Source organism: Ruoffia sp. FAM 20857 (assembly GCF_045528645.1).
Taxonomy (GTDB): domain Bacteria; phylum Bacillota; class Bacilli; order Lactobacillales; family Aerococcaceae; genus Ruoffia; species Ruoffia halotolerans.
The window spans coordinates 70,424-84,036 of record NZ_JBGQRB010000002.1; the positions used below are offsets into that span (position 1 = coordinate 70,424).

13 protein-coding genes and 2 pseudogenes are annotated in these 13,613 nt (G+C 37.2%); 5 read left to right on the plus strand and 10 right to left on the minus strand.

Annotation, left to right across the window (positions count from 1 at the left end; all coding sequences use genetic code 11):
• Positions 1–112: 112 nt before the first annotated feature.
• From ACEN4N_RS00950 to ACEN4N_RS00965, 4 genes and pseudogenes are all read right to left on the minus strand, one after another.
• Entirely contained in the window at positions 113–451 is a 339-nt protein-coding gene (locus tag ACEN4N_RS00950; RefSeq protein ID WP_407093512.1) for a nuclear transport factor 2 family protein, read from the minus strand.
• Positions 452–453: 2 nt separating this feature from the next.
• Complete coding sequence (locus ACEN4N_RS00955; RefSeq protein ID WP_407093513.1) at positions 454–873, minus strand: nucleoside 2-deoxyribosyltransferase; 420 nt, start codon at positions 871–873, stop codon at positions 454–456.
• 239 nt (positions 874–1,112) lie between these two features.
• Positions 1,113–2,036 (minus strand): annotated as a pseudogene (locus ACEN4N_RS00960) (glucose PTS transporter subunit IIA); the annotation flags it as partial.
• A gap of 409 nt (positions 2,037–2,445) precedes the next feature.
• Positions 2,446–2,655 (minus strand): annotated as a pseudogene (locus ACEN4N_RS00965) (kinase); the annotation flags it as partial.
• Between the two features lie 10 nt (positions 2,656–2,665).
• Here ACEN4N_RS00965 and ACEN4N_RS00970 point away from each other — a divergent pair.
• Entirely contained in the window at positions 2,666–2,986 is a 321-nt protein-coding gene (locus tag ACEN4N_RS00970; RefSeq protein ID WP_407093514.1) for a hypothetical protein, read from the plus strand.
• A gap of 99 nt (positions 2,987–3,085) precedes the next feature.
• On the opposite strand, the gene ACEN4N_RS00975 is transcribed toward ACEN4N_RS00970, so the two are convergent.
• From ACEN4N_RS00975 to ACEN4N_RS00990, 4 genes are all read right to left on the minus strand, one after another.
• Complete coding sequence (locus ACEN4N_RS00975; RefSeq protein ID WP_407093515.1) at positions 3,086–3,232, minus strand: hypothetical protein; 147 nt, start codon at positions 3,230–3,232, stop codon at positions 3,086–3,088.
• A gap of 165 nt (positions 3,233–3,397) precedes the next feature.
• Positions 3,398–6,250, minus strand: coding sequence for a DUF3427 domain-containing protein (locus ACEN4N_RS00980; RefSeq protein WP_407093516.1), 2,853 nt, complete (start codon positions 6,248–6,250; stop codon positions 3,398–3,400).
• 10 nt (positions 6,251–6,260) lie between these two features.
• Positions 6,261–6,662, minus strand: coding sequence for a (deoxy)nucleoside triphosphate pyrophosphohydrolase (locus tag ACEN4N_RS00985; RefSeq protein ID WP_407093517.1), 402 nt, complete (start codon positions 6,660–6,662; stop codon positions 6,261–6,263).
• Between the two features lie 81 nt (positions 6,663–6,743).
• Positions 6,744–7,385: a pentapeptide repeat-containing protein gene (locus ACEN4N_RS00990; protein WP_407093518.1), complete on the minus strand. Its 642-nt coding sequence runs from the start codon at positions 7,383–7,385 to the stop codon at positions 6,744–6,746.
• Positions 7,386–7,521: 136 nt separating this feature from the next.
• Here ACEN4N_RS00990 and ACEN4N_RS00995 point away from each other — a divergent pair, with 136 nt between their 5' ends.
• Entirely contained in the window at positions 7,522–7,956 is a 435-nt protein-coding gene (locus ACEN4N_RS00995; protein WP_407093519.1) for a GNAT family N-acetyltransferase, read from the plus strand.
• 139 nt (positions 7,957–8,095) lie between these two features.
• On the opposite strand, the gene ACEN4N_RS01000 is transcribed toward ACEN4N_RS00995, so the two are convergent.
• Positions 8,096–8,209, minus strand: coding sequence for a transposase (locus ACEN4N_RS01000; RefSeq protein WP_407093520.1), 114 nt, complete (start codon positions 8,207–8,209; stop codon positions 8,096–8,098).
• A 102-nt stretch (positions 8,210–8,311) separates the two neighbouring features.
• Positions 8,312–8,716, minus strand: coding sequence for a hypothetical protein (locus tag ACEN4N_RS01005; RefSeq protein ID WP_407093521.1), 405 nt, complete (start codon positions 8,714–8,716; stop codon positions 8,312–8,314).
• A gap of 1,054 nt (positions 8,717–9,770) precedes the next feature.
• On the opposite strand from ACEN4N_RS01005, the gene glnA reads away from it, so the two are divergent.
• The 3 genes from glnA (at position 9,771) to ACEN4N_RS01020 (ending at position 13,514) form a co-directional block, all read left to right on the plus strand.
• A complete protein-coding gene (gene glnA / locus ACEN4N_RS01010) occupies positions 9,771–11,117 on the plus strand; it encodes a type I glutamate--ammonia ligase (RefSeq protein ID WP_407093522.1) in 1,347 nt (448 codons plus the stop codon).
• Between the two features lie 289 nt (positions 11,118–11,406).
• A complete protein-coding gene (dapF, locus tag ACEN4N_RS01015) occupies positions 11,407–12,282 on the plus strand; it encodes a diaminopimelate epimerase (protein ID WP_407093523.1) in 876 nt (291 codons plus the stop codon).
• An 11-nt stretch (positions 12,283–12,293) separates the two neighbouring features.
• Positions 12,294–13,514, plus strand: coding sequence for an LL-diaminopimelate aminotransferase (locus ACEN4N_RS01020; protein WP_407093524.1), 1,221 nt, complete (start codon positions 12,294–12,296; stop codon positions 13,512–13,514).
• The last annotated feature ends 99 nt before the right edge of the window (positions 13,515–13,613 follow it).

The following is a 13,613-nucleotide window of genomic DNA, read 5'->3' on the forward strand; positions in this document are numbered from 1 at the left end:
TATTTAGTACATATGGATATTCAAAATATAATTAGAGTGTTATTAATCATATATTTTAAATTCCAAATAAAAAAGGATTGATAACAATATAGCTTTGTTATCAATCCTTTTCTTAAACCGGCACACAATATGATTCTATCTCAATCAATTGATGCTCTTCATTAAATGTGTAAATATCACATGCATCAATTCGCGACACAACACCATTATTATCAAAGATACCTGATCCTGTTATAATCACTTGATTCCCACTCTCAATGAGCTTAAACACGGTAAAATCTGTCTCAATTGAATCGAAATAATCCCGACTCTGCTGACAACGTTCCATGACATCTTCTCTACCTTGCGTTGTACTTTCTCCAACGACATGCCACTTTATGTCTTCAGAAAGAAAGGTATAAGCTGACTCAAATTCACCTACTGAAAAGTCACGTGCAATTTTGTCTATCATTGTTATTCTTCCTTCCCTAATTGTGCTTCAAGAATTCCAATAGCATCTTCAATCTCTTCGTAATAATAAATACTATCAAAATAATCTGTCCCAGCGATCATCGCAGACAATTGACTCTGATTTGTTCGATGTATAATTATAACTGGTTTGCCAATATGTTCAGCGTAAGCCAACTCATATCCGACTCCTAAACTAGGGTTAGTCGTCTCAGCCACCATAACATCCCACTCTTCAATCCACTGAATATCGCGGTCACGAATGGCTTTATTGGTCCGTTCAACTTCCCCAGAGGCAATTATACTATCGTCACCAATATGTTCGGTTAACACCTCGTGGTTATCAGACAAATAAGCAATCAATTGCTTGTAAATAGAAATATCCGCCCTACCTCCACGAATAGATGCTGCAAAATACACTTTCATGACTGTAACCTCCCTAGGTTTTTCATCGTTATTGTAGCATTAATAGGTGATGACACAAAAAGAAAACCACTGATAAATGCTATTAATAAGGGATATTTTAGGTTAAATATCTCCTATTAACATATAAAAAAAGTTCAGACAGTATTTTATAACTGCCTGAACTTAATTATTTTGATTATTAGTTATTTTTGTAAAAAAATCTAAACTAATTGATGAATTCTACTTGAGTTAATTTTACTTTAATTATTTAAATTTACTGTATTAATCAATTCGCCTTTCTGATGATTTCCTTCCAATTCATCTACTCCGATAACCGATTGAACTCGATCCATATTTGTAACTACAACAATAATCGGTGTTTCTTTTCCTTGTCCTTCAATATAATCTAAGTCCATTTTTGCAATTAATGTGTCAGGTCCAACTTTATCCCCTTCTTCAACAAAAACACTAAATCCTTGTCCATTTAAGTCTACGGTATTGATTCCCATATGAACTAGAACTTCTATGCCAGTGTCTGTTTTGATTCCAATGGCATGTTTTGTTGGAAATATTGTTGAAATTGTACCATCTACTGGAGAGAATACTTCACCTTCCAATGATTGGAAAGCAAACCCATCCCCCATCATTTTTGATGAAAATATTTCATCCGAAACATCTTCTAATGGCATATATACTCCATTTGAAACAGAATATAACTCAATTTTATTCACTGTGTTTTCATTATCAGTGTTTGTATCTGAATCACTGCTTTCGACACTAGGGATTAAAACATACGTAATTACATATGATGAGATAAGTGCGATAAGAATTCCTAACACTGCGAATATAAAGTATTCACCTATATAAGCAGGTAAACTAAAAATACTTGATAGAATATAGCCATAAATTCTCACACCGAAAAAACTAATAAAAGCAGATGCTAAAGAACTACCTATTGTAGCTGCAATAAATGCTTTTTTGTATTTTGAAAGTATCCCGAACAATGCTGGTTCAGTGATTCCTAAGAGTCCTGAGACTGCTGAAGATAATACGAGTGATTTCTCTTCTTTTGATCTTACCTTAGTATAAACTGCAGCTGTTGCTCCAGTAATAGCCATGTTAGCCATAAACATCATAGGCATTAACATGTCGTATCCTTGATTAGCAAAGTTTTGTAAAGCAATTAAAACATTCAATAAGGTTAGCTCAGTTAGACTTTGCGAACTTAGTTGATAAGTTCAACCACTGCAAGGGTTGAGAAAGGGAATGCTATTCTTAAAATTCAGATACTTAAACACATAGCTGAGCGAAGTGGTGTGAAGCTAACCATGAGTTTTGGGTGATTATCAAAATGAGTATAGAACGAAACCCAAAAAGTTAGATTATTACATAACTATTTCGAGATTCTATAAATATAATCAGCTATTGATTTGAACTCTATTTGGTTCATTTTCAAAAAACACATATCTCTTAATGGAGAGATCATTAATACGAATCCAACAAATGGTTTTAACGTTTCCAATCTGAACCCATCAATAAATTAAAATAAGCAACAAAGCAAGATAAGAGCTATCTAGCTTTGTTGCTTATTAATCATAATTTTTCCAAATAATTAAACAGTTCATTAAAATCTACTTTTGAAAAATCTGTAACATCAAATTCGAATAGATCACCTAATTGAAATTCATTATACTTTCTATCAGAGATAATTTGTCGAAATTCTTCTTTTGATATGAGCGCATCTGCTTCTAATCGATTCGTCAATATATCTCCATAGTGATATTTATTCATAATTAAACTTAGGAGGCTGAATTTGTACACTTTTTATCCGGTTATTATATATAATTTTCTAGGTGAAAAAGAAAAATATCTCTTTTATCCACCCGATTTTGAATCAATTGCTATAACCTCTGAAAATCTCAAAAAAGGTTTTGAAGATATTAAAAAGAGATTAGAAGTAAAATATTGCCTTTATTCAACTGCTAACATAGTACATCCGTTACTGAGTGACTTTAAAAAACTATGTCAATTTAAGAACGGTCCAACAATAGTATTGAATTTAATAGATGAACTTTTCAATTCACAAGTAACACAAGTTACGGAAGTGGGGATAAGAAATTACCCTACAAACTAGCGGTACCCCACCTAACCATATGAATATAAATAATAATACTTAAATAATTAGCCCGAACCTTTATACTGTCCGGGCTGGTTATAATTTAACTCTATTTAATTACTCCTGAATCTCATCTATTTCAACGATATCTGCCCTATGAATCAACGGCGTCCAATCTTCCTCCCATGCCTTTTCTTGAACATCGTCCCAACTCGCATCATCATCAACTTCAATCACATACTCATACTCTGACGTAACCCACACACGATACCTCTTCACAACAAACACCCTTTCCAATTAAATACATATGCTACAGCTAATCATAGTTTAAGCGGCTATATAACTAATTAGAAGGGTGTTAAATACTTTGCAGCACTACCTTAAGGTTGTTGCAGCAATTGTCATATTAAATAATTAGAAGGATTATCTTTACCTCAAATACTTAAACAATCGACTTTCAATCGGCTCTTTAAACTTCAACTCCATCTCAACGACGCTCTTACTCTTGCCGTCCCCAGTAGGTTTCTCAAGTTGATGAATGGTGTTTACTTTTGGTTGAACTTCACCCAAGTAGTAGAAGTCTAATCCTTCATCGTCGGATTTCTTCACGAAGACATGAATTGCCCAATCTTTTGGATTTTGCATAATTTGAATCTCAGGTGAACTAAGCTTACGGCCGGCTTTACTAACCCAATGCATAGTTGACTCATCCAACAAGGCATCCTCATAAGCAATCTCCGCGCCTTGGAAATCCTCACCTTTATCCAATGTTACAAAGATAACGAATATTTTTCCTTCATCATCACGAACATAACCACCTATGTTCTGGTCTACAATTTGTTCTTTCCAACCTAACAGTCTAATCGTATCTCGGCGGTAGTATTTTTGATACCTTGTTAACGGTGACGACTGGTCGAATTCCTTACTTAATAGCCAAGCTGTTTTTAACACGTCTTTTGCATGATCAGCAAAGTAATCAACTTTCAACGCTTCAATGAATGCTTGCGTGAATTTAATCGTTTCACCCTCAATTTTAATGAGTTCCGCCCCTTTATACGCCATCTTCAAAGTTCCGGTATAAAAGTCTAATGACAACGTTTTGATTACTGAATCTACCGTTCTTTGTGAATAATCCAAGTTAAATTGTTTAAATAATTGAACAATTTCTACTCGTGTCATCATGTATGAATTACTTTCCATTAAGGCTTTCATTAAAACAATTTCATGTTGACGCTTGCCAGGGAGAATTTCTTTCGATAAAAACTTTAACATCTTATTATCTATAACAGAAAGAACTTGATCACTATCTTTCATTTTTTTTAAGAAGTCATGGTAATTATCCGAACGATTCATAATAATTAACGGATCTAATGTATTTGATTCTTTGAAATCCGACAAATTCGGCATACGATTTAAACGTTCTTTTAACTTCGTATAGGCCTTTCTTAGTTCAGCGATTGTATCTAATTTTGCTAGATCAATTGAAGCAAATATCCGATCTTTAGCTACTTGCTCAAAGTTAATGGATGAAAGGCCAGTAATATAACTTGTCTCAAACGTATCCCGGCGTAAATTATCTTTATTCCCAGAGATATCCCCGGACAAGGCCATTGGAATCATGTAATTATTCTTATAATTGCCGATAAAATCAACTATTGTCACAAACTCCTTAGACTTGTGTTTACGTAGGCCTCGTCCCATTTGTTGAATAAAGATAATACTAGATTGGGTATTACGTAACATGACAACTTGATTCACCATAGGAATATCAATCCCTTCGTTGAATATGTCGACAGTAAAGATATACTCAATCTCTCCCGCTTCCAAACGTTGTATCTCATATTCTCGATCCTCAATCGAATGGTCGCCCGTTAAGTGAGAGGATGGAATACCCAAACGATTAAATTGCTCGGCCAATAACTCTGCTTCATTCTTGCGACTACAAAATACTAAACCACGCACTTTATTATGTGATACTCCATAATAATCTAGCTTCTCAATGAGGAATTTCACTCGATCTTCTAGTACAAGATGCTTCAAGTCTGTTACTTCAGAAATGACTTCGCCATCTTTTTCATAATCAGTCACCCCAAAATAATGAAAGGGACTCAATAAGTCCTCCTCTAATGCTTCTTGCAGACGAATCTCATACGCGATATTATAATCAAATAATTCATAAATATTGATTTTATCTGTTCGCTCAGGGGTCGCTGTAACACCTAGTAGAAATTGCGGTTCAAAGTAATTGATTGTCTTAATGTAAGAATTGGCCCCGGCCTTATGGACTTCATCAATGAGTATATAATCAAATTCATCCGGTTCGAATAGTTGGTGGTACTCTAGTTTTGAGATCGTTTGTATCGTCGCAAAAAGGTATTTTGCATTAATGTCTTTTCGATTACCGGATAGTATTCCATAATCTCCGCTACTTCCGCCGATTACTCTTTGAAAAGAACGCATCGCATCTTTTAAGATTTGTTCCCGATGAACAATGAATAACATCTTGTTTGGTCTTGCATTCAATACATCAAAGGCAGCTAAGTACGTTTTACCCGTACCTGTTGCTGAAATGACAAGTCCTCTTTGTTCTCCAGACTCTCGCAAAGCCTTCAAACTAGACAGTGCTGCTTCTTGCATTCGATTAGGTACAATATAGTTTTCTTTCAGTGGCGGATCGTTGATTACCGACAAATCGGTAATCTCTTCAACTATATAATTCTCTCTATACTCTGTTACCCATTCCTGTGTTAGAGGTATCGCTTGTTCCCACTGCTCCTCCAAATGCATCTTCATCTGGTGAATTATTTCTCCATGGTTATAAGAAGTTAATCTCACATTCCATTCGTAGTTGAGCTTCAGTGCGCTCATTGTTAAGTTTGAACTACCTATAATGAAAGAATGATAATCTTGATGCTCAAATAAATAACCTTTCGCATGAAAACCACGTTTTTCAGATAATCTTACTTCCAAGTTGGGTATCTTCATTAATGATTCAAAGACATCGGGATGATTAAATTGTAAGTAAGTCGACGTGATTAGGCGCCCTTTTACTCCTCTTTGGTTTAAATCATTTAAATAAGTCTTAATTGCGTTCAGCCCATCTTGAGTGACAAAAGCAATTGAGAAAATGAATGATACACATTTCTCAGTCTCATCTTGTAAATTATTCAACAAAAATTCTTTTTTCTCAGGTTGATTAATAATTAACTTTGGATCATATTGCGAGCCAATTTCTTTTCGATTGATAAAGGCTTTTCTAAGTGATTGTTCTAATAGGTCCATCTTAAATACCTCAACTTAGATCAAGTTGGCTTAGTTTTTCAACAGCTGGTATATCTGCTGGTGCCCAATCTAATGCTTTAATCTCGTTAGGGGCGAGCCATTTAATAGCAACATGTTCAGTCAATACTGGTTCACCAAGTTCCAAATGACAGATAAATGTTGTTAAGTTAACAGTCCCAAAATCATAGTTATATCTTGTTACATCAAAGATCTCGTTACTCACTACTACTTCAATTTTTAATTCTTCAATCAATTCTCTATGAAGTGCTTCTTGAGGCGTCTCACCTTGCTCAATCTTTCCGCCAGGAAACTCCCATAAATAAGGTAAGGATTTCTCTCCTCCCCGTTGAGCGCATAATATCTTTCCTTCTTTTATTAGAATAGCTCCCACAACATCAATATTTTTGTTCATTTTTTCACCTTAACCTTAACTATTTTTATACCATTTTACTATATGATTATTCTTATTGCTGAAATATTTCTATGATTTCCCCTACACCACTTCTACCCCCATCAACCCAACCAAGCCTAAGGCTTGTTCTCTGGACACTTGGCAGCCTTTCAAGTCTTCGATGGCGACTCGGATTGAGTCAAAGTTTGATGTGCTAAGGTTGATGCCTTTTAAAGGTGTATGATCAAAGGTAATGTCATTGAGTTCACACTCTTCAAAGTTGACTTGCTTTAGTTTACATTCAAAGAAGGCTGCTTCTTGAAGTGACGACTCTTGAAAGTAGACTCGCACTAACTTTGAATCCGCGAATGTAGATAAGTTTAAGATTGCCTCTTGGAATAGTGTGTCACCTAACATGGTTTCAGAGAACTGAGTTCCGAGTAACTTACAATTTTCAAACTCTACTCGGTGAATGGATGCTTGGCTTAGATTTACATTCGAGAAGTCACAGCCGATAAAGCGCACATCAGTCAGATCTGCATCACTTAAATCCATATCGTTGAATATACCGTCACGAATGACGCAATTATATAATCGCACTTGTTCCACCTGAACGGTTGTAAAGTCAGGTTCATTCAAATCATAGCCATCTAGTTCTAAGATATAATCGTGGGGTTGGTATAAGTCTTTTAACTCTTTTTCTTCTATATCCGCTTGTATTACTGGTCGTTTAATTCGCATCATCTCGCACCCTTCTTTTTACTTATGGCTATTGTAGCATAGGCTCTATCTTTTTCTCATCCTTCTTTGATTATCAATTGCGACTCTTTGCGTATTCTGTTAGACTTTTTCTTATTAGTCATTTAAAGGAGGTCACCCGATGCTTATAAATTTAGTAGACAAGGATCCTGATGTAATAAAGGCTGTCGCTGATTTGTGGTTAATTGTGAATTTGGAAGTGCATGATTTTGTTGACCCAGCCTATTGGACCAGTCATTATGATGATGTGCTTTCAGCTTTTCATGAGGCGAATATGGTGCTTTATCAAGAAGACAACCGACTGTTAGGCTTTATTGGTATGACGGGAGACTATATTGCGGGTATTTCTATTGAGAAGGAGAGTCGCCACAAAGGCATAGGAAGCCTGTTGTTGACTTATTTAAAAAGCCAACACAAATCTTTGACACTTTCTGTTTATTCACGCAATTCGCAGGCGATACAATTTTATAAAAGGCATGGTTTTCAATTTATTGAGGAGTGCTTAGATGAAGAAACTCACGAGAAAGAATGGCTAATGACCTGGACAGCAACTTAGATTATCAAAGCCCCCAACCAAACTCAATATGAACTGCCCCCTGTCAAGTAGACAAGTAAATAATAAAAATGGTTAAGGCGAATCTTTAGATTCGTCTTTTCTTTATATAGGTTTGGATGCCCATCCATTTCATTAAGTGCTAGACACACTTATGATTAACGGCGGCTTGTTGGAAGTGATTTAAATAAATAGTCATACGACGATAGCCATAAATTCCATTAAATGTTCCATGTGCTTCTTGAATGAATGCCATTAATTTTTTTAAGCGCAATTCTGTATGTGATGGTTGACGTTTTAACTATTTATAAAAGCTCGATTGGCTCACTTTTAATGCTTGGCACAGCCAGTTTACTTTTTAGGCTTTTTCTTCGTAAGTCGTTTTTTTCCCTTTCATCAGATACACCTCTGGCTTTGAATTGTAGGATTGAGACTCCCCACCATTAGTATACTTAAGAATCCAGCTACGAATCGTTTTCCCAGATGGAATATTATATTTAATTGCCAGTTCATAGATGGATATCTTATCGATCAGATGTTCTTGTGCCACTTGTTCTCTAAATTCCGATAAATAGTGTTGATTCTCATTCGGTGGTTGAAGGCTATCAATGCCATGTTGTTGATAGAGCCTCACTTCAAATAAAAAGTATGTATTCTCATACTGTAGTCCTAAATTCTTCAACATAGGAAAAGTCATACCCTCTAAATATTGAAGAATATAAAATTCCAGTTCAGCCACTGTATGCTTCATATTTGAGTACATAAAAAATCCCCCTAAAGTAGTTTACTTTTTTAAGTGTCTACTTTAGAGGGAGCATATCATAAACTCTTCATATAATTTAATCACCTTTTAGGCACTATAAATCTGCTCTCTTCCCACTTCGACTTAATTCCACAAAGAATCTTTAGGCCAAGCAATAGACCGCTCATATTCTTGTGTTCCTTTAGAATATCGAATCTTCGAAGTTTTCGACGGCGAGCGATCAAAACATTTAATACTTACCTTGTGATGTACCTTAAAATACAGGTTCCTACTTCTCGAAAGATGACCTCACCTTTTTCATCTAGCTCCATTGTATAAGTGGACAAGACCTTTTATTACAAGAATAGTTGGTTGAATACAATACGCCAATGAAAAAGGTTAGAGAAGTATCACTAATTTTATAAGAAGCATTCACTCTCTTATACTCAACTTTAGATAAAACAAGTGCACCAAATTCAACTCCAGTAAATCTCCGGTGTAAGCGAAGATTTAAAACTGTCTTCATTTTCTACAATTGGATTTATTTCTAGGATATTTACGTGCACTCCTACTCATAATAAGCACTCCTTTAATCTGATAACCAAGGTACACGTTAATTACATATTAACAAAAAACTAAATATCTTCATTGCGCATCATCCAATATCCCAAAATCTTCTTCAACCACCTTATAAATATCGACTTACCAATCTAGTCTGCATAAGCTAATCCATACCTTACCCCCATCTTCTGACAATTTTATATCCTTTTAACAAAAAAACTTTTTTTCTCCTTAATTTTATTATTTTCAATCCTTACACTTGTAATTAGTTGAGGCAATTAATGATTAGTTTTATGCGATTTATCAATTAATTTTCTCAATTAAATACACCTATGTTTTTTGTTATATTATATAACGATGTTATCCTAATTTTGGTTAACATTATCAAAACAGCCTTTTTTCGCGTTATATTTTATAACACCATCCGTCATAACTGACTTGTTTTGTGTATTTTTTATGGATATAATCTAACAATACTAAATAATATTATTAATATTTTATTGGAGGGTTTTATATGACGACGACTTGGACAAAAGAACGAATTATGGCAGATGCGAAAGAAAATAATGTAAAATTTATCCGCTTAATGTTTACCGACATCTTAGGCACGATAAAAAACGTAGAAATTCCTCTGTCTCAATTAAGTAAAGCTTTAGACAACAATATGACCTTTGATGGTTCATCAATAGAAGGCTTTGTACGAATCGAAGAGAGTGATATGTACTTGGTACCTGACTTACAAACTTGGCTGATTTTTGATTGGAATATTGCAAGCGATGATACTAAGCGCATTGCTCGTCTGATCTGTGACGTTGAGTCATCATCTCGTGAGCTATTCTCAGGGGATCCTAGAAGCAACTTGAAACGTGTTCTGGAAGAGATGGAAGAACTCGGCTTCTCTGACTTTTACTTAGGCCCCGAAGCAGAGTTTTTCTTATTCAAGTTAGATGAAGAAGGGAATCCAACGATGACATTGAATGATCACGGTGGTTACTTTGACTTAGCGCCGACAGATTTGGCGGAGAACTGTCGCCGTGATATTGTTCTAGAACTAGAAGCTCTTGGCTTCGAGATTGAAGCTAGTCATCACGAAGTGGCCGATGGGCAACATGAGATCGACTGGAAATACGCTGATGCGGTGACGGCTTGCGATAATATTCAAACTTTCAAGCTCATTGTTAAGACCGTAGCTCGACGCCATCATCTTCATGCTACGTTTATGCCGAAACCGCTTTTTGGCATCAATGGTTCTGGTATGCACTTTAATATGTCACTCTTTACTGAAAGTGGTAATTCTTTCTACGATGAAAGTACGCGGTCTGGCTTATCTAAGACAGCCAAGCATTTTATTGCAGGTCTGATGGAGTACGCACCGGCCTTTACTGCCGTCTGCAACCCAACCGTGAACTCCTATAAACGACTGGTCCCTGGCTACGAGGCCCCAGTCTATGTGGCTTGGAGCGAGAAAAATCGCTCCCCATTAATTCGTATTCCAGCAGCTCGTGGCAACTCAACCCGTGTTGAATTAAGGAGTGTCGATCCATCGGCCAATCCTTATCTTGCTCTAGCGACGATTCTTAGCGCTGGATTAAAAGGTATTAGAGAAGAACTCGAAGCACCGGCTCCGGTTGATTGCAACATCTACAGCATGACCGCTCGCGAGCGTCTTGACCAAGGGATTACAAGCTTGCCGGGTTCATTACAAGAAGCCATACATGAATTGAAAGCTTCAGACCCAATCTTGGATGCTTTAGGGCCTCATATCTCTACTAGCTTTATTAAAGCCAAAACAAAAGAGTACGAGGAATATGCCAAATATGTCTCACCATGGGAAATTGAACAATATTTTACTAATTATTAAAACATGATTAGTAATTAGTTGACGTCAATTAGTATCAATGTTACTCTATAAAAAAGGTTTTGTGCGAGGCGCGGTTGACATGAGGACTTATGGGTCTGGAGGGATATCGCCGAAACGAATTATCGTTGGTTAGTCATCATAATAGGTGGCTAACTGTTCAACTTAACTGCCAGTTAAGCTGATTGTGCAAGCAATTACCGGGCAAAAGTATACCACTCTTCTACTGGAAGGATCATGGACTTTTGTTCGTGGTCCTATTTTTTATTCACTAAATTAAGGAGAGAGTGTTATGACAAAATTAACAAATAAAAAGGCCATTCCCTTTACAAAAATGGAAGGAATTGGCAATGACTATGTTTATATTAATGACTTAAAGGAAGAGATTGAAGATCTAGCAGAATTAGCAATTCAAGTAAGTGAACGACACTTTGGCATTGGTAGTGATGGTCTCATCGTGCTTCGCCCATCTAATAAGGCAGATTTCCAGATGCGGATGTTCAACCTAGATGGCAGCGAAGGTCGGATGTGCGGCAATGGCATCCGTTGTTTAGCCAAATTTATCTACGATAATGGCCTTTGGGATCAAGAATCGATTGAGATTGAGACACTAAGTGGCGTCAAAACCGTCCAGCTCATTTTCAATGATCAAGGTGAAGTCACAGGAGCTCGGGTCAATATGGGCCAAGCAATTATCGACACGGCCTTGATTCCAATTACGGCAGAGGAAGACCAATGGATTAATCAGGCCATTACAATCGCCGGACAAGCTTATCCAGTGACTGGTGTATCGATGGGGAACCCTCATCTCGTTATCTTTCAAGAAAATATCAAAGACTTGGACTTACAAGCACTTGGACCTCGCTTTGAATATGACACGCGCTTTCCTGAACAAATCAATACCGAATTTGCCCACGTTCACAACCGGCAAGAAATTAGCATGCGCGTGTGGGAACGTGGGAGTGGCGAGACTTTGGCTTGCGGAACCGGCGCCTGTGCGGTTGCGGTCGCCGGGGTGTTGAATGGCCTTACTGAAGAGACGGTTAAGTTGAACCTCTTAGGGGGAACACTCACAATCACATGGGATCGGAGCGACACAGGGCATGTTTATATGGAAGGCCCTGCCCGCACTTCATTCACTGGTCACTACTTTCCACAAGTACATTAGGAGGATTTATCATGCAAGCAAATCATAATTATTCAAGAATTTCTGACAGTTACTTATTCTCAACCATTGCTCAAAAAATTGACACTTACACTCAACTAAACCCTGACAAAGAGATTATTCGTTTAGGCATCGGGGATGTGACCCAACCCCTTGTTCCAGGAATCATTCAAGCCCTCCATCAAGCGGTGGATGAACAAGCTTCTACTGATACTTTTCGTGGATATGGCCCTGAAGGCGGTTATGACTTTCTGAGAGAGGCAATAGCCCAACATGATTATCAAGAAGTTGGCCTGTCAATGGATAGCAGTGAAGTCTTTGTATCAGACGGCGCCAAAAGTGATATCGCCAACTTGCAAGAATTATTCGCACTCGATAGCATCATCGCCATGGGAGACCCTATCTACCCTGTCTACATCGACAGCAATGTACTCACAGGTCGCTTGGGCGAATGGAATGAAGAGCTTGGTCAATGGAGTGAGCTTGTCTATTTAGAAAGTCATGCGGAAAATCACTTCCGACCTGCCCTCCCTACTGAGAAAGTTGATGTCATTTACTTATGCTACCCCAATAACCCGACTGGGATGACTCTAACGAAAGATGAACTGCAACAATGGGTCGATTTTGCCTTAGAAAATGAAAGTTTAATCCTCTTCGATGCAGCTTATGAAGCTTATATTCAAGAAGACGGTATTCCTCATTCCATCTATGAATGTGAAGGTGCCGAGCGTTGTGCGATTGAGGTCCGTAGTTTCTCTAAGAAAGCCGGTTTTACTGGCTTACGTTTGGGATACTCCGTCGTTCCAAAAGCACTGACTTTCCAAAATATGAATTTGAACCAAATGTGGCACCGCCGTCATTCGACCAAATTCAATGGCGTCCCTTACATCATCCAAAGAGCCGGTTGGGCTTGTTACCAAGAACCTGCCAGGACACAAATCGAGGAAAATATTAGCTATTATATGGAAAATGCTCGAATGATCAAGGAAGGTTTGAAAGAAGTAGGTGCAACCGTTTATGGTGGCGACAATGCACCTTATATTTGGCTTAAAACGCCAGTTGGTGTCTCATCCTGGGAATTCTTCGATCAGTTATTGGAAAAAGTTCAAGTAGTGGGAACCCCAGGGGTAGGATTTGGACCAAGCGGTGAAGGATACTTTAGACTGACCGCCTTCAATACCCGCGCTAAAACTGCAATAGCGATTGAGAGATTGCAGAAGTATTATAGTGAGTAGGGTTTAGAGAGTGTAGGCGATTTTGTTAGTAGATTAAATTTTGATATAATGATACCCCCAAAGGTTAGATTTTAGTCTTACTTTGGTTCTTTGTCAAAT

Coding starts and splice junctions, on each gene's coding strand:
- ACEN4N_RS00995 (WP_407093519.1), top strand. CDS start 7,522: ATGCTTATAAATTTAGTAGACAAGGATCCTGATGTAATAAAGGCTGTC.
- ACEN4N_RS00955 (WP_407093513.1), bottom strand. CDS start 873: ATGAAAGTGTATTTTGCAGCATCTATTCGTGGAGGTAGGGCGGATATT.
- ACEN4N_RS00985 (WP_407093517.1), bottom strand. CDS start 6,662: ATGAACAAAAATATTGATGTTGTGGGAGCTATTCTAATAAAAGAAGGA.
- ACEN4N_RS01000 (WP_407093520.1), bottom strand. CDS start 8,209: ATGGCATTCATTCAAGAAGCACATGGAACATTTAATGGAATTTATGGC.
- ACEN4N_RS00980 (WP_407093516.1), bottom strand. CDS start 6,250: ATGGACCTATTAGAACAATCACTTAGAAAAGCCTTTATCAATCGAAAA.
- ACEN4N_RS00990 (WP_407093518.1), bottom strand. CDS start 7,385: ATGATGCGAATTAAACGACCAGTAATACAAGCGGATATAGAAGAAAAA.
- ACEN4N_RS00950 (WP_407093512.1), bottom strand. CDS start 451: ATGATAGACAAAATTGCACGTGACTTTTCAGTAGGTGAATTTGAGTCA.
- glnA (WP_407093522.1), top strand. CDS start 9,771: ATGACGACGACTTGGACAAAAGAACGAATTATGGCAGATGCGAAAGAA.
- ACEN4N_RS01020 (WP_407093524.1), top strand. CDS start 12,294: ATGCAAGCAAATCATAATTATTCAAGAATTTCTGACAGTTACTTATTC.
- ACEN4N_RS01005 (WP_407093521.1), bottom strand. CDS start 8,716: ATGTACTCAAATATGAAGCATACAGTGGCTGAACTGGAATTTTATATT.
- dapF (WP_407093523.1), top strand. CDS start 11,407: ATGACAAAATTAACAAATAAAAAGGCCATTCCCTTTACAAAAATGGAA.